Source organism: Bacillus stratosphericus, from assembly GCF_020524495.1.
GTDB lineage: Bacteria > Bacillota > Bacilli > Bacillales > Bacillaceae > Bacillus > Bacillus stratosphericus_B.
Window position 1 is genome coordinate 67,141 of the sequence record NZ_JAIVLB010000003.1, and the last position, 16,019, is coordinate 83,159.

13 protein-coding genes and 2 pseudogenes are annotated in these 16,019 nt (G+C 41.5%); 10 read left to right on the plus strand and 5 right to left on the minus strand.

The genetic code is table 11. The annotated features are described in order from the left end of the window. The first annotated feature begins 70 nt into the window (after positions 1 to 70). The 5 genes and pseudogenes from LC033_RS01945 to LC033_RS01965 all read left to right on the plus strand — a co-directional run bounded on the left by LC033_RS01945 (position 71) and on the right by LC033_RS01965 (position 4,606). Positions 71 to 703, plus strand: a complete 633-nt coding sequence (locus tag LC033_RS01945; RefSeq protein ID WP_226566604.1) for a GDSL-type esterase/lipase family protein — start codon at positions 71 to 73, stop codon at positions 701 to 703. Positions 704 to 1,099: 396 nt separating this feature from the next. Beyond that, positions 1,100 to 1,321 (plus strand): carcinine hydrolase/isopenicillin-N N-acyltransferase family protein, encoded by a 222-nt coding sequence (locus tag LC033_RS01950; RefSeq protein ID WP_226566605.1) that lies wholly within the window; start codon positions 1,100 to 1,102, stop codon positions 1,319 to 1,321. Between the two features lie 228 nt (positions 1,322 to 1,549). Next, positions 1,550 to 3,618: pseudogene (locus LC033_RS01955) on the plus strand (BglG family transcription antiterminator). Positions 3,619 to 3,863: 245 nt separating this feature from the next. After that, positions 3,864 to 4,025 (plus strand): annotated as a pseudogene (locus LC033_RS01960) (NAD(P)-dependent oxidoreductase); the annotation flags it as partial. A 167-nt stretch (positions 4,026 to 4,192) separates the two neighbouring features. Continuing rightward, complete coding sequence (locus tag LC033_RS01965) at positions 4,193 to 4,606, plus strand: pyridoxamine 5'-phosphate oxidase family protein (RefSeq protein WP_226566606.1); 414 nt, start codon at positions 4,193 to 4,195, stop codon at positions 4,604 to 4,606. Between the two features lie 700 nt (positions 4,607 to 5,306). Here LC033_RS01965 and LC033_RS01970 read toward each other — a convergent pair. Next, a complete protein-coding gene (locus LC033_RS01970) occupies positions 5,307 to 5,603 on the minus strand; it encodes a DUF3817 domain-containing protein (protein ID WP_226566607.1) in 297 nt (98 codons plus the stop codon). A gap of 171 nt (positions 5,604 to 5,774) precedes the next feature. Here LC033_RS01970 and LC033_RS01975 point away from each other — a divergent pair, with 171 nt between their 5' ends. Next, entirely contained in the window at positions 5,775 to 5,966 is a 192-nt protein-coding gene (locus LC033_RS01975) for a hypothetical protein (RefSeq protein ID WP_226566608.1), read from the plus strand. Positions 5,967 to 6,029: 63 nt separating this feature from the next. Next, the gene (locus LC033_RS01980; RefSeq protein WP_226566609.1) at positions 6,030 to 8,216 is read left to right on the plus strand and encodes a DNA topoisomerase III; all 2,187 of its coding nucleotides are present in this window, start codon (positions 6,030 to 6,032) and stop codon (positions 8,214 to 8,216) included. Between the two features lie 285 nt (positions 8,217 to 8,501). Here the strand turns inward: LC033_RS01980 and LC033_RS01985 are convergent, their stop codons facing one another. From LC033_RS01985 to LC033_RS02000, 4 genes are all read right to left on the minus strand, one after another. Then, positions 8,502 to 8,765, minus strand: coding sequence for a response regulator (locus LC033_RS01985; RefSeq protein ID WP_226566610.1), 264 nt, complete (start codon positions 8,763 to 8,765; stop codon positions 8,502 to 8,504). Positions 8,766 to 8,863: 98 nt separating this feature from the next. Continuing rightward, positions 8,864 to 9,433: a GNAT family N-acetyltransferase gene (locus tag LC033_RS01990; protein ID WP_226566611.1), complete on the minus strand. Its 570-nt coding sequence runs from the start codon at positions 9,431 to 9,433 to the stop codon at positions 8,864 to 8,866. A 72-nt stretch (positions 9,434 to 9,505) separates the two neighbouring features. Beyond that, positions 9,506 to 10,783 carry an Nramp family divalent metal transporter gene (locus tag LC033_RS01995; protein ID WP_226566612.1) on the minus strand — a complete coding sequence of 426 codons (1,278 nt, stop codon included), beginning with the start codon at positions 10,781 to 10,783 and terminating at the stop codon, positions 9,506 to 9,508. Between the two features lie 362 nt (positions 10,784 to 11,145). Then, positions 11,146 to 12,234 carry a DctP family TRAP transporter solute-binding subunit gene (locus LC033_RS02000; protein WP_226566613.1) on the minus strand — a complete coding sequence of 363 codons (1,089 nt, stop codon included), beginning with the start codon at positions 12,232 to 12,234 and terminating at the stop codon, positions 11,146 to 11,148. Positions 12,235 to 12,301: 67 nt separating this feature from the next. On the opposite strand from LC033_RS02000, the gene LC033_RS02005 reads away from it, so the two are divergent. The 3 genes from LC033_RS02005 to dctP all read left to right on the plus strand — a co-directional run bounded on the left by LC033_RS02005 (position 12,302) and on the right by dctP (position 15,994). Beyond that, positions 12,302 to 13,921 (plus strand): ATP-binding protein, encoded by a 1,620-nt coding sequence (locus tag LC033_RS02005; protein ID WP_226566614.1) that lies wholly within the window; start codon positions 12,302 to 12,304, stop codon positions 13,919 to 13,921. Beyond that, on the plus strand, positions 13,918 to 14,601 hold the full coding sequence (locus tag LC033_RS02010) for a response regulator (protein WP_226566615.1): 684 nt from the start codon (positions 13,918 to 13,920) through the stop codon (positions 14,599 to 14,601). Before LC033_RS02005 ends, LC033_RS02010 begins: the two co-directional genes overlap by 4 nt. Before the next feature lie 124 nt (positions 14,602 to 14,725). Continuing rightward, complete coding sequence (gene dctP / locus LC033_RS02015; RefSeq protein ID WP_226566616.1) at positions 14,726 to 15,994, plus strand: C4-dicarboxylate transporter DctP; 1,269 nt, start codon at positions 14,726 to 14,728, stop codon at positions 15,992 to 15,994. Positions 15,995 to 16,019: the final 25 nt, after the last annotated feature.

Sequence of the window (16,019 nt, forward strand, 5' to 3'; positions counted from 1 at the left end):
CATCTGCTACAAGCATCTGTTCTGATTTTTCGTATATATAAGAGAAGGCAGGAGAGAGTGAGGGATAAAAGTGGGACGATCTTATGTTGCGATTGGAGATTCCTTAACGGTTGGGGTAGGGGCACGTTTATTTGGCGGAGGCTTTGCTGAGCGGTATGCGGCGATGGTTGAAAAAAAGCTGCATTCGCCTGTAAAGCTGTCTGTTTATGCGAAATCAGGGTTAACGACGGAGGAAATTTTGCAGCGCTTCAAGCTGTCTGAGGTGAGACGTGCCATTGCTCAAGCTGACATCATCACCATAACAGGCTGCGGAAATGATCTTGTTCAAGCGGTTCAGCAGTATGAAGAAGGTGGAGATGAAAAGAAACTGCTGCAAGCGTCCATGCATTGTCAGGCGAATTTTACAAAAATGGTTCAAGAAATCGCTCTGATAAAAAGAGGGCAGCATCAGCCTTACAGCGTGTATCTCATGAATTTATATAATCCTTTTCCTGAAATTCCAATAGCAGAGCGATGGCTGCAGCAATATAATCAACATCTTCGTTTACTTGCAGCCAATCCGCATGTAGAAGTTGTCGATGTTTACCGCATGTTTGAAGGGCATGAAAGAGAGTACTTATCGATTGATCAATTTCATCCGAACCACAAAGGATATGAAGCAATGGCAGAAGCGCTGTTTCAACAATCCGCTAAACAACTGTGATCCGGTGGGATTGCCGTTTTTTCATCCTTTTAAATGAAGGACTGTTTCGATATGATAAAAGAAACGAAGATGATGAACTGCAATTAGATGAAACCTATTTGACCTTTTACCACTCATTACATCTTCGGCCAAGATGCTCCCATTGTGTGATGCAGGGAAAAAAGACAACCGATCAACAAACGGTCATGTTTCGTAACGTTCTCTGCATGCGAGTCGCCTATTTGCAATAAACTAGGTTTAAAGCCCCAGCCTTTGCAGGTTTGCAAGTATATCATGTGATTCGATCTGTTCTGGAATACTGTGAAACGGTTGAGGAGGCCGGTTGTTTTATACAGGAAATGTCTGTCGCCTCAAATGTTCAAAATCATGCTTGCCGATCGACAAGGAGAGGCGGCTGTGATCGAAATGATTGATGGGCAAAAAATTGCAAAAGGGTTGACTAAACATCAATCTGTCAGATACCAAATGTTAATTCAGGCTTTAGAGAAACTGTTCCAGACAGAATATCCTGATGGTCTGACTGTGCACAATTATGAAGAGCTGTTTGGTACGATGCGAACTGTTCTTTTCCGACCGGAGGAAGGAACGATGGATCATTGCTTTGACTCCCCAGTATAAAATATTCAATAAAAGCAGGAGGCACATAACCTTTTCATAAACAAAGGTTCAATTTCATCAAAAGGATTATGAACCGTCATTTTGGGAAAACGTGTGATCAGGACATGGTCTTTCATTCTGTCACGGCCCGTGTGCCAAATTTAGATCAACTTAAGATTGCATCGTTTAGTGAAAGCGTTTTATATTAAATTGTGATAATAGACCTATATAAGCAGAAGGAGGCATTTCATGTACATAACGGCACGAGAACAGAAAGTCATCAAATATATGATTCAGCAAAATCGTTATGTCACCATTCGTGAGATAGCCGATTCTGTTCAGGTAAGTACAAGAACCATTCATAGAGAACTCAAATCCATTAAACCTATTTTAAAAAATTACAATCTATCACTTGATAAACAGCCGGGGAAGGGCTTGAAGGCGGTCGGTGAACAGGAAGACAAACAGCGGCTTCTGTCTCATATTTCAAATGAGGATCAAATCGAATATAGTTCTGATGAACGGAAGCTCTTAATCCTGTGTGCGTTGCTTGAAGCAAAGGAACCCGTGAAATTATATACACTTGCATCCGACTTGCAGGTCACAAATGCGACAATCAGCTACGATTTAGATGAACTGACAGAATGGATCGCTCATTACGGTTTACATCTCATCCGAAAGCGCGGGTATGGCATTGAATTAAAAGGACCGGAAGAAGCAAAACGAAAAATTGTCGGCAATCTCATTGTCGACCGGCTCGACATTCAATTATTTTTAGAAACGATTGAAATGAATATTAAACATCGAACGAAAGCGTCTGAAAAGGTGTTTGGGGTTGTCAGCAGGGGACAGCTACTCAAGGTAGAAAGGCTGCTCTTTCATTTGAAAAACCGACTGTCGCTCTCATTGTCTGATAGTGCCTATATTGCTCTTGTCGTTCACTTAACCTATGCCAATCGAACGTATTCAAATTGGCGAAACCATTCGAATGGAAGAGGAAGAATTGCTTGAATTAAAGCGGACGAAAGAATTTGAATCTTCACAGCGAATCGCAAGAGCACTAGAACGCATGTTTAATGTGGAGATTCCTGAAGCAGAGGTCGGATATATGACCATCCACCTGCGCAGTGCAAACCGAAGCTTTAAGGCAGAATATCGCATTGATGAGATTGAACTGGATATAGCGCTAAGAACGAAAAAACTCATCGATTTTATTTCTAAAAAAACAGGCTACCATTTAAATGAAAATGATTCATTGTATGAGGGACTCGTGTCTCACCTCGAACCTGCCATGAACCGATTAAAGAAAAAGATGAGGATTTATAACCCGCTCAAACAACAAATCAAAAAAGACTACTTTTTGCTGTTCATGGCGATTGAAGAAGGAGTCGAGCGTTTCTGAGGATGAAATTGCCTTTATTGTGCTTCACTTTGGCTCAGTGCTTGAAATTAAAAAAGAAGAAACAAAGATTCATGCATTGGTTGTTTGCTCAAGCGGAATCGGTTCGTCCAAAATGCTCGCATCACGGTTAAAAAAAGAATTGCCAGAGATCGCTAAATTCGATCTATCTTCCTTAATGGAGCTAAAGGAAATCGACGCTACAAGCTATGACATGATTGTATCAACGGTTCCGATCCCATATGAGCATATCGATTACATTATGGTCAGTCCGCTCTTAAACGAGGATGACGCCATACTTGTAAAGTCTCATATTAAACGGAAGATTCCTTATATCATCGAGAAAAAAAGAGCAAAAGAATCTGTAAAAGAATCGGTGCAGGAAACGGTTGATATGATGGCGGTGGCAGAGCAGATAACAAATTATATGTCCGTGATTCGCAGCATCTTGTCCCATTTTACAATAGAAAAAAAGAAGACGATGGAGCAGCATGAGGAAACGATCAGAGAGCTGATGCGTCAGATTGAAAGCCAAGGATATTTAGATCGTGCAGACGATGTGGCGGCCGGTTTACTTGAGCGTGAACAGCAAGGCGGTTTAGGAATTCCGGGTACCGAGTTTGCTCTTTTTCACTTAAAGCATGAATTCATCAAGGAACCGATTTTTCATATCTATGATCTTGATGAGGCATACGAGGTGAAAAGCATGGATGGCGGGCAGCAGCTGATGTCAAGAACGCTCATGATGCTGGCACCGCTAGAACTTGGCAAGGAAGGTTCTGAAATGTTTAGTCTAATCAGTTCATCTATGATTGAAAGTGAAGAAAGCATGGCGCTTTATGGACACGGAACAAAGGAAGACATTGAGCAGAAATTAAATCAGCTTTTCTATCAATTTGTCAAAGAAGCAAAATGGTAAGAAAAAGGCCGAGAGCTTATTGATGTGTTGCCTGTCAAGTAGACAGTGGAAATAACTACTGATTCAATGCTTTATTTTCAGTTGCCATAATGAAGCCTGCAATGCTTCCAAGCCAGCCTTTTGGTCTGCTAAATTTTTTGAAAGGGTTGATAGCATATAAGAACGCTCCTTTTTGATGATCATGTAACCTATTTTTTCCATTTAGGAGCTTACACATGGATTTACGTGAATACTAAACAAACGGCATTCCGCCCCAAACACAGGATCAGCAGCCATGTAGTGAAAGAGAAATGAATCCTGCGCCGATCTTTGAGGATGAGTCGTATCAAGGGTCTGGCAAGCTAAAAAGAAAAGTAGCACTGATTACAGGTGGAGACAGCGGAATTGGACATGCCGTTTTTGTTAGCCAATTTTTATTTTACGAAGAAGGCACTTGATTACATAGCGACAAAAGGAGCCATCAACGGCAGCAGCTATAAGATCTCTTTTTATGAAAAACACATTTCTTTGTTTAATGAATGGATTGTCGTGGCAACCTAAAAATACGGATGAAATTTTGAAGGAGTGAAGGTACATGTCACAAGAAGAGTTAAAACAAAAGGTATTGAACTTATTAGATGAGCAAAAGGTCGGAACACTAGCGACCGTTGAACAGGATCAGCCGCATACCCGCTATATGACCTTTTTCCATGATGGGCTGACGCTATATACCCCAACGAGCAAAGAAACACATAAAGTAGACGAAATTGAGAAAAATCCGAATGTCCATATCTTAATTGGATATACAGGCGAAGGGTTCGGTGACACTTATGCAGAAATTACAGGCACCGCTACATTAACAGATGATCAAGAGCTGATTGACCGAATTTGGTCAGAGGATATGGAGAAATGGTTTAAAGGAAAAGACGATCCAAACCTAGTCATCCTAAAGATTGACTCAACCTCTATCCGTTATATGAATGAGGGAAGTCGTACACCAGCAGAATGATCACTTTAACGCTTGCGTAAGTTGGGGGAACGTGTTATACTTCTATATTAAGTGTTGAAATAAGCAAATAAATAAAGAAAGTAAACTTTCTTTTTTCTATGACATCATAAGAAGCAATAGAGCTTCTACTTGATAAGAACGAGACGCTGTCAAAGCAACAAACTTATTCTTTCCCTTTGCATCCGCCCCCTATAAAAGCGGAAGAATGGAAAAAAGACGTTTTGATTTACAATTCACACTGGCGCGGCTTCGGAGCCGTAAGGACGAATGAGAGGTAGGGCTTTCGTTGTCTTGTTACCAGAACTTCCATGGCGTTTACTTTCAAACGTAGGTTCACTCGGAACACATATGACACACTGATATGATCGAATCTTAATTCATAAACTCCGCAACGGAGATCAGAAATTGATTATTTATTTGCATGAAAAGAGTAAGAAGCAGGCTGCCATCTATTTGGCAGCCTTTTTATGTTCGTCAAACAATAGAATGCAGAGACTAATGATACCTAGAAAAGGGAAGAAGATACACAATATGTTATGAAAGGGGGCCGTATCATTTGTCAGCTTGTTTCTCCAATTTAAGTATGAAGGAAAAAGAACAGGAAAGACTGCAAAAACTGTGATATCTTAAACCCAGATCTCACAAGCCTAGACAACATAAAAAAGCAAGCGTTTCTTGTTGGAACGCTTGCTTTTTCATATTACGCTTTCGTATCAAATTGGCGGAGCACCTTATCATAGGCGAAGTTGCCGAAAGGAATGAATGCCGCAAAAAAACCGGCGATCGACCATTTCAAATGCCAACGAACTTTAAATGTCACATATGCCAAAACGAGCATATAGATGACAAACAATGCGCCATGAAGAGAACCCACAATGGTGACCGCCATGGGAATATCCGCAAAATATTTTAGAGGCATGGCAATTAAAAGAAGGGCTAAAAGAGACATACCCTCAATAAAACCCGCCTGTCGCAGACGGCTAATACTTGTATGCATAAACAATTCCTCCTGTATAAAAGCTAGTTTCTCATCTTCTAATATAAACGAAAGATCGTCTGGACATGCTAAAATCTATGAAAAATTCAAAATATGTTCAAGTAATGCTTAAAAAATAGGGAAAATGAAAATCAGTTATTTAGAGAGTACTTGCTTCAAGTGCGTCACATCATGACTGTAACAATTGCAACAAAATGGCATGGCATCGTTCATACGATGCTTTTTGGAGAGGGCATCAATATGCGGCTAGTCTGCTGTAACCTCTGGGTAGTCCTTTTAACTGTAGACATCGGCGTAGCCTATCAAACACAAGAGGTCACAAATGAAATCATCAAACGTTTAAAGAAAATAATCCGCCATTAGAACCGCATCTCCTCACGTCTGCTATAATAAAAGGATGGATAGAAGAAAGAGATGTGAAATGTAGTGTCAAAAACAGTTGTATTAGCAGAGAAACCTTCAGTAGGACGCGATCTTGCGCGCGTGCTGAAGTGTCATAAAAAAGGAAACGGCTTTTTAGAAGGAGATCAATACATTGTGACGTGGGCACTTGGTCATTTGGTCACACTGGCTGATCCAGAAGGCTACGGAAAAGAATTTCAATCCTGGCGTTTAGAGGATTTGCCGATCATTCCAGAGCCGCTCAAGCTTGTGGTGATGAAAAAGACAAGCAAACAGTTCCAAGCGGTAAAAGCGCAGCTTGCTAGAAAAGATGTGAAAGACATTGTCATTGCAACAGATGCTGGACGTGAAGGAGAGCTTGTGGCGAGATGGATTCTTGAAAAAGCTCATGTGAAAAAGCCCCTGAAACGACTATGGATCTCCTCTGTCACTGACAAAGCGATTCAGGAAGGATTCAAACGATTAAAAGACGGTAGAGAATATGACAACCTGTATCGCTCAGCGGTCGCACGTGCAGAGGCAGACTGGGTTGTAGGGATAAACGCGACAAGAGCGTTAACAACTAAATTTAATGCACAGCTCTCCTGCGGACGGGTGCAAACCCCAACCATTGCGATGATCGCAAAGCGAGAAGAAGACATTCAGCAATTTCAGCCGAAGCCGTTCTTTGGGCTGACTGCACAAGTAGACGGACTCACCTTGACTTGGCAGTATGCAAAAACAAAGCAAAACCGCACATTCCAAGAGGATCTAATCAAGGAACGCTTGGCAAGCTGTAAAGGAAAACCTGCAGTGATTGATGCACTGAAAAAAACAGCCAAAAAAGCCTTTGCTCCAGGGCTGTATGACCTGACAGAATTGCAGCGTGATGCTCATAAACGCTACGGTTTTTCAGCGAAAGAAACACTGTCTACTCTTCAGCGGTTGTATGAGCAGCATAAGCTCGTCACTTACCCGCGTACAGATTCACGTTATATTTCAACGGATATCGTTCCCACATTAAAGGATCGACTAAAAGGAATGAACGTCAGACCATATGCGCATTATGTGAACCGTATTTTACAATCAGGTATTAAGGCACATAAATCCTTCGTCAACGATGCCAAAGTGTCAGATCACCATGCAATCATCCCAACTGAGGAAGAGCTGTATCCTGGTGCATTAAGTGATAAAGAGCGTAAATTATATGACTTGATTGCCAAACGATTTCTTGCTGTCCTCATGAAACCTTTTGAATACGAGGAAACGACTGTTATCGCCAAGATAGGCAGTGAACTGTTCACAGCAAAAGGGAAGACCGTCCAATCAACTGGCTGGAAAGCCGTATACGATGATTCCTATGAAGACGAGGAATCAGTCGAAGCAGATCAGCATCTGCCGGCACTGACAGAAGGCCAGTCTCTTGAAGTAAGACTGCTGAAAGAAACAAAAGGAGAAACGAAGCCTCCTGCTCGATTTAATGAAGCGACCCTTTTATCTGCCATGGAAAACCCTGCTGCATTTATGCAGAACGAAGAAAAGGACTTAGTGAAAACCCTTGGTGAAACGGGTGGATTAGGGACAGTGGCAACAAGAGCCGATATCATTGAAAAACTGTTTAATAGCTTCTTAATTGAGAAAAAGGGCAAAGACATCTTCATCACATCGAAAGGGAAGCAGCTATTATCCTTAGTACCTGAAGACTTAAAGTCTCCTGCCTTAACAGCGGAATGGGAACAGAAACTTACTAAAATTGCAAAAGGTCAATTGAAAGCTTCTCAATTCATGAGTGAAATGAAGGCATATGCAAAACAAGCCGTAACTGAAATCAAGCAGACAAACCAAACATTTAAGCATGACAACATCACGGGAACCCATTGTCCTGACTGCGGAAAACTCATGCTGAAAGTGAACGGGAAAAATGGCACAATGCTCGTTTGTCAGGACCGGGAATGCGGTCATCGCAAAAATGTCGCGAAGAAAACAAATGCACGCTGCCCGAACTGTCATAAAAAGCTCGAGCTGCGAGGGGAAGGAGATGGCAAAATCTTTGCCTGTGTGTGCGGTCATAGAGAGAAGCTGTCTGTTTTTGAAAAGCGCAAAGCACAATCCAATCAAAAACGAGCTAGTAAGCACGATGTGTCTAAATATATGAAGAAACAAAAAAAAGTGGAAGAACCAATCAATAACGCACTAGCTGAACAATTAAAGAAATTAAAATTAGATCAATAGTTGTGTAAAAACCCATGCAGAATCGCATGGGTTTTTCAGTGTGTTCAAGTATGAATATGCGTGTGAAAAGACTCGTAATTTGGTATAAAATATTGATTTAAATTTAAACAGAAACGTTCTAAATCGTTGGATGCTGAGAGAACTGGGATTTACGATGAAAATGTGTTTAATGATAACCAACTGCTTTCCCTTCTCACGGGCTTCTTGTTGTGCGTCCATTACATACCGAATGCCTGATCAATAAAAAGAGAAACCACCTTTCTTATCCAGAAAAGGTGGTTTTGTTTATGATGGTGTTTTTGCAAAGGCTAAGAATAAAGGAATGCCTGTGCCGACAAGTGTAGTGGCAAAAAGGAACATACCGCAAATGAATAGGAAATGGCTGGCTGAAAAGACAAGTGCCAGAATAAGAAAAACGAAGCTGAGTCCTGCCATGCTGTATGATGGGACAAAGCGGCGTTTGTATGTGACTTTCTTTGTTAGGAATGAGAAGAAAATGCCAAATAATAAAGGGAAAATCCATAAGTAAAATAAAATAATTAGAGACATACATCATACCTCGATTTTTCCTTCTATTTTATCAGATGCTGATCACAATGGATACCATAAAGATTCACTTTGTAAAGTAATTTATGCAATCGACACAATTAAGTGGTCTGATCCATTGAATACGCTTTTTGCTTCATATACTCAGGCTGCAAAAGTGCATAGACACAATGATCGGTAAAATGGTCGCCTAGCCATTCACATTGTCTGAGAATGCCTTCAAGAGAAAAGGATAATCGCTCTGCGATGCGTCTGCTTTTCTGATTATCAACAGCGGCTCTTATTTCAATGCGATGCAGTCCACACTCTTGAAATAAATAGTGAATGACCGCTTTGCACGCTTTTGTCATGATGCCTTTTCCTTGATAGCCTTCTCCGAGCCAATAGCCAATGGAAACGGTTCGGTCGACCCAATGAATCTGGTGGGTGCCAATGATACCGACGAGTTCTCCATGTGACCAAATGCCCGCTTGAAAGCCGTTGTTCTGGAAAGCTTGTTGCATTGCACCTTGAATGAACGCCATGCTGTCCTCTTCTGTTTGCGTGGTATCCACCCAAAGCATCCATTCACGTAAATGCTCTCTTGACCGCTGGATGAGCAAAAACAAACTTCTTGCGTCTCTTGGCTCAAGTAGCCGCATGGATACATCTTGGTCCTGATAAAAAAACATGTGCCCACATCCTCTCAAGGTGAATTCTACCATAATCAAATGGAAACAAAAAGACAGCCTCATCACTGTCTTTTACATAAAGGTATCCACAATTAAAAAGAGATTGAGTGCTACAACAAGAGCTGCTATCACCCAAGATATTCCTGTCACCCAGCGTGCATTCGTTAAATCGCCCATAATTCGTTTTTTGCTTGTAAACAAAATAAGCGGAATTAAAGCAAAGGCTATACCAAAGGATAATACCACTTGACTCATCACAAGCGCAGATGTCGGATTGACCCCAGATGCAATGATTGCAATAGGGGGGACGATGGTGATTAACCGGCGTACATACAATGGGATGCGATACTGAATAAATCCCTGCATAATAATATCGCCTGACAAAGTACCAACAGAAGAGCTGGAAAGTCCGGCTACAAGCAGACCTACACCAAATAAGATGGCCGACATAGGACCTGCGATTGTACCAAAATGCTGAAATGCGATGTCCAAATCTTCAACAAAGAGACCATTTTTATAAAATAAAGTAGCTGCCACAATCAACATGCTGGCATTGATGGCTCCAGCGACTAGCATGGCAATAATAATGTCTAAAAACTCAAAGCGGAAAATTTGTTTTTTCTCTTTCTCCGTTCTGCCGACGACTCTTCTTTGGGTTAAAGCTGAATGTAAATAGATCGCGTGCGGCATCACAGTGGCACCTAAAATTCCAGCTGCAAGCAGCACACTATCTGTCCCATCAAACCTTGGAATGAAAAGTCCGCCAGTGACACTTGCGATATCAGGCTTTGCGACAAAGGTTTGCACAGCGAAAGCAATCACCACAACGAACAGCATACCAGTGATACCTGCTTCTAATGCTCGATATCCGCGTCTTTGGAGTTCTAAAATCGCAAAGGATCCGATGGCTGCAATAATTGATGCTTCAAGAAGTGGGATTCGAAAGAGCAAGTACAAGCCAAGTGCAGCACCGATAAATTCAGCTAAGTCTGTGGCGATAATGACGAGCTCGCCCTGAATCCATAAACCGATGGAGACGGGCTTTGGAAACTCTTCACGTGCGATTTCAGGTAGATTTTTACTTGTTGCGATTCCAAGCTTTGCTGACAAGGACTGAATGAGCAAAGCCATTAGATTTGATATGAGAATAACCCATAAAAGCAGAAAACCATATTTTGAGCCAGCCGCAATGTTGGTAGCAAAGTTGCCTGGATCAATATATGCAATGGCTGCAATAAAAGCAGGCCCGAGAAAAGGAAGGAGCCTTCTAAACCCTTTTACCTTCCCTTCAAGTGCACGCTCAGCTGCCACTGACATGTGGGCCTGTGCCTCGATGTATTTGTTTGTCAAATGTCATCACCTAGATTCTACAAAGTTTTGCTTTGGCACAAAAAGTTCCCTCGATGCAATTTTCAATCATCATATGCCCAACTTCATGAATTGTCAACTATCTGAACTAATAGGTTTGTTTATCATATGTAAGTGGAAAAAGGTAATGTCAATCAAAACATAAAAAATACCGCCTCTTAGGCGGTGCCAGCGTGAAGACAAACCCTTACATTCATTGCAGTCCGGTGCTCACGAATGTCAAAAGTCGTTCCGATACTCCGTCTTTCCGAGACTTTAAGGATTTTCAAATGACGTCGAATAAGACAAAGAGCTGAATCTGTATAGCAACAATCAGAAATCCCTAAAAAGGGTTTTTTATTTATCTACTGATCTTCTTGAAAAGCATGCATAGGAGAAAGTTCATAACGATCCCGAAGCTCCTGGATCTGTTTGATCAAGGTGGAATCGATGGTTTTTTCGGCTTCATCATACAAAGGATCAAGGGCTTTCATCCATTTTTGCCTCTCTTCTTGTGTCAATTCGTGGATCTCAATTGGAGATTCCTGTTTAATGTCCTCCAGCTGATCTTTATTTAGCTGTTCCGCATGTTTTTCATTCCAGACCGTTGTTTCTTCCATCGCTTCAAGTAAAATTCGCTTTGTTTCAGGAGTCTGGCGATCAAAGAATGATTGATCTGTTAAGACAACATACCCTAAATACCCGTGATTACTAATCGTCATAAAGTCTTGTATATGATAGAATTTTTTTGAATAAATATTTGAAATTGTATTTTCTTCACCGTCTACTTTTTTTGTTTCCAACAGTTGAAACGTCGAATTGAATGATTCTTGATAGGGCTTTGCTCCAAGAAGTTTGAATTGTTTTTCAATCATGTCGCTTTGCATAATGCGGAGAGATTGATTTTTTAAATCGCCAGGCTGTTTAATTGGTCCTTTATTAGAGGTGAGTTGTTTAAAGCCATTTGTCCAGTAGGCCATTCCCTTTAGTCCGTCTTTTTGCAACGTACCGAACAATCTCTGTCCAATCGCACCATGTAATCCTTCTTGAACAGCTTCATAATTAGAAAAGGCAAAGGGAAGATCAAGTGCCAGCCATTCTAGAGACAGCATGCCTAGCTTAGAGGTAGACGGGGCGATAAATTGAACTTGATTCTCCTTTAGTGCATTCATCTCTTCAATATCGGAATAAAGGCTTCCGTTTGAAAAAATTTGAATGCTGATCTTTCCATCGGATTTCTCGTGCACCAGCTCAGCGAATTTCTTTGCAGCTAGTCCTTTTGGTGTATTATCGGCTACGACATGGCTAAATTTGAACACAAGCTGATCCTTCAGTCCTGTCTGTTCATCATCAAAGATCGTCGCTGTTTTTGGCATCATATGATAAAAACCAAAGTATAAAGCGGTTACAAAACCGATGATCAGCAATAGCGTATAGGCGAATAAATTCTTCATGCGTCAGATCCCCCTTCTGTCAAGCATACTTGACAGAAGAAGAATTCGTAAAGATACAGGTGAAAAAATGATAAGAAATCGCTTAAAATTACAACAATTATCTATTAGGTGGAAACTCACCATCTTGACATATTTTGTTGTCATTTTCGCCCTTTTAATCGGAGGAATTGTCCTTGTCGGGGGAATTCAACAAACGGAGGAACGAGAGCTGAGAAAAAGACTCATGAACACAGCGAGAACAGTGGCTGAGATGAATGAGGTGAAGCAGGCGTTAGCCGATCAGACAAAGGAACGTTCTCGATTACAGCATGCGATTGAAGAGATTCGTATTATTCAAGACGCTGACTATATTGTTGTCATGGATATGGATCATATGAGATTAACGCATCCAGTGAAGGAAAGAATTGGTCAGCGCTCAGAGGGGACAGATGAAGAGCCGGCTTTTGCAGAGCATATTTATTTCTCAGAAGCAGAGGGAGAGCTTGGGACAGCCATTAGAGCTTTTTATCCAGTGAAGGATGAAAAATTTAACCAAACAGGGGTTGTACTTGTCGGAAGAACGCTGCCAAGCATGGTAGATATATTAGGAGAAATGAAGCAGGATATTCTCATGCTCCTCCTGCTGACGCTCAGCTTTGGACTTGTGGGTTCATTTTTGCTTGCCCGCCATATAAAGCAGCAAATGTTTAAGCTTGAGCCGCATGAGATTGTCAGGATGCTAGAGGAACGCACCGCCACCTTTCACTCTATTAATGAAGGGGTCATCGCCATCGATAATCAGCATATGATTACAATCTTCAATGAAAAGGCGAAGCAAATTTTTGTGGTGACAGGTGATGTAGTGGGACGAAATATTTGGGATGTGTTGTCAGATACTAGACTCCCTGAAATTATTGATCGAGCAGAACCAGTCTACAATGAAGAAATTCATATGAGCGGAAAGCGGATTATGAGCAGCCGGATTCCAATTGTGATGAAAAAGAAGATCATCGGAGCAGTCGCGATTTTTCAAGACCGGACAGAGGCTGCCAAATTGGCGGAGGAACTAACTGGGGTCAAGAACTTCGTTGACGGCCTGCGGGTGCAGAATCACGAGCATATGAATAAGCTGCATACCATTGCGGGGCTGATTCAGCTTGGTAAAGCCGATCAGGCACTCGACCTTGCGTTTCAAACGACTGAAGAACAGGAACATGTCACGGACTTTCTTCACCGGGTCATTCAGCACGATGCAGTCGCAGGCCTCTTGATGAGCAAGATGAGAAGGGGCAAGGAGCTAGGCATAAAAGTGGAGGTAGATGAAAATAGCTGTCTGCGTTGCTTTCCAGAGCGTCTAGATCAGCATGATATGACGAAGCTTCTTGGTAATCTTATTGAAAATGCCTTTGCTTCGTTTGATTCTGTAGAAAGAGAAACAAAGCTGATTTCCATTAGTATTGATCAAACGGAGGATGTTCTTGCCATTTTGATTGAGGATCATGGCTTGGGAATAGAAGAGAAAATGATTCCTCATATTTTCGATAAAGGCTTCACACACGGCAAAGAAAACGGAACAGGCTATGGCCTGTATATTGTAAAAACGATTATCGACAAAGGGATGGGAAATGTAGAAGTCACATCAAGCATCGGCATTGGTACCACCTTCTCAATCGAATTCCCAATGATCATAGAGGAGAGAGACAGATGACTCAGATTAAGGTGCTATTAATTGAAGATGATCCAATGGTGCAAGAGGTCAATAAAGAGTTCATTATGAGTATTCCTGGCTTTCAAGTAGTGGCTGTAACAGGGAATGGAGAACAGGGCATCCAGCTCATCAAAGACATTCGCCCAGACCTTGTTGTACTTGATGTCTATATGCCAAAGAAAGATGGAGTCAAAACGTTGCAAGACATTAGAAAGCAAAAGATGAAGGTGGATGTGATCGTGATTTCTGCAGCGAAGGATAAAGAGACAATTGGTGTTATGCTTCAAAATGGTGCGCGAGATTATATCATCAAACCGTTCAAATTTAGACGAATGAAAGAATCTCTTGAAAGCTATAAAGCGTTTAAATCGAAAATTCGTACTGCAGCCGAATTCTCTCAGGAGATGCTGGACGATATCATAAGAAAGCCCGCCGTTAAGCAGGAAGATACGTGGCTCCCTAAGGGGCTGAATGTGCATACGATGAACGAAGTTAAAGCATATATGAGTTTACAAGAAGGAGCGCAATCCGCAGAAGAAGTAGCCAATGCACTTGGTATCGCTCGTGTCACGGCCCGCCGCTATTTAGACTTTCTTGTAAAAGAAGGCGAGTTGAAATTAGATATGCAATATGGCGGGGTAGGACGGCCTGTGAATAAATATATCAAACATTCTGACTAAGAGACCAAAAAGACCAAAATGTACGATATGTTCATAAGCTTCACAGCCTTTAATGAAATCGCTATCATTTATCTTCAGATAATAGTTAAGCGTTTACATCAAAGGGTGAGGGAGTGGATTTTTTATGAAGAGGCTTTTTAATAACCTGACATTCCAGGTGATTGCAGCGGTTATCATCGGGATCATTGTTGGGATGGTCTGGCCAAACGTCGGGAAGGAAATGAAACCGCTTGGTGACACATTTATTAATGCAGTCAAAATGGTCATTGCTCCAATTATTTTCTTAACCATTGTTCTTGGTATTGCCAAGATGGGTGATATGAAAAAGGTGGGGAAAGTTGGGGGGAAAGCATTTATTTATTTTGAAGTCGTCACAACACTTGCACTTGTCATCGGCCTTTTTGTTGTCAATATCATGAAGCCGGGAGCAGGTCTTGACTATAGTAAGCTTGAAAAAGGGGATGTCTCACAGTATATCCAAAATGGAGGACAGGGTATTGACTGGATGGAGTTTGTCACACACATTGTGCCATCTAACATGGTAGATGCCTTTGCGAAGGGCGATATTTTACAGGTCTTATTTTTCTCTATTTTATTTGGTGTTGCGCTTGCTTCACTTGGGGAGAAGGGGAAAGGAATCATCGAATGGCTTGATAAGCTATCACTTGTTTTTTTCAAAATCATTGGCTATATCATGCGTGCAGCGCCATTAGGTGCATTTGGGGCAATGGCCTATACGATCGGACACTTTGGTTTGGCTTCGATTAAACCGCTGGCGAGTCTGATGCTCTCAGTTTATTTGACCATGTTCCTGTTCATCTTCGTCGTACTGAATATCATTTGTAAAATGTATGGCTTTAGCCTGTTCGGTTATCTACGTTTTATCAAAGATGAAATTTTAATTGTTCTTGGTACAAGTTCTTCCGAATCAGTGCTGCCAAGAATGATGGATAAAATGGAACGTTATGGATGCTCTAAGTCAGTTGTGGGTCTTGTCATTCCAACAGGTTATTCCTTTAACTTAGATGGAACCTCTATATACTTATCAATGGCCGTGGTCTTCTTAGCGCAAGTGTTTGGTGTTGATTTGTCAATCGGTCAACAGATCACCATTATCCTTGTTCTTATGCTCACATCAAAGGGAGCAGCTGGGGTGACAGGAAGCGGATTTATCGTGCTGGCATCTACACTTGCTGCGCTTCAGGTGATTCCGCTTGAAGGGCTTGCACTGCTGCTAGGAGTTGACCGATTCATGAGTGAAGGAAGAGCTATTACAAATTTGATTGGAAATGGAATTGCAACAATTGTTGTAGCGAAAAGTGAAGGTGAATTTGACGAAGCAAAAAGCAAAACAGCGCTTCAGGAAATGCGGAATATCAAGCAGGCTGTATAGTATAAATAACCAAAAACCGAAACCT

Bases quoted from the DNA above. Each gene is read 5' to 3' on its own strand.
- LC033_RS01975 (WP_226566608.1), top strand. From the start codon at position 5,775: ATGACTGTAACAATTGCAACAAAATGGCATGGCATCGTTCATACGATG.
- LC033_RS01985 (WP_226566610.1), bottom strand. From the start codon at position 8,765: ATGTCTCTAATTATTTTATTTTACTTATGGATTTTCCCTTTATTATTT.
- LC033_RS01990 (WP_226566611.1), bottom strand. From the start codon at position 9,433: ATGTTTTTTTATCAGGACCAAGATGTATCCATGCGGCTACTTGAGCCA.
- LC033_RS01965 (WP_226566606.1), top strand. From the start codon at position 4,193: ATGTCACAAGAAGAGTTAAAACAAAAGGTATTGAACTTATTAGATGAG.
- LC033_RS02010 (WP_226566615.1), top strand. From the start codon at position 13,918: ATGACTCAGATTAAGGTGCTATTAATTGAAGATGATCCAATGGTGCAA.
- dctP (WP_226566616.1), top strand. From the start codon at position 14,726: ATGAAGAGGCTTTTTAATAACCTGACATTCCAGGTGATTGCAGCGGTT.
- LC033_RS02000 (WP_226566613.1), bottom strand. From the start codon at position 12,234: ATGAAGAATTTATTCGCCTATACGCTATTGCTGATCATCGGTTTTGTA.
- LC033_RS02005 (WP_226566614.1), top strand. From the start codon at position 12,302: ATGATAAGAAATCGCTTAAAATTACAACAATTATCTATTAGGTGGAAA.
- LC033_RS01970 (WP_226566607.1), bottom strand. From the start codon at position 5,603: ATGCATACAAGTATTAGCCGTCTGCGACAGGCGGGTTTTATTGAGGGT.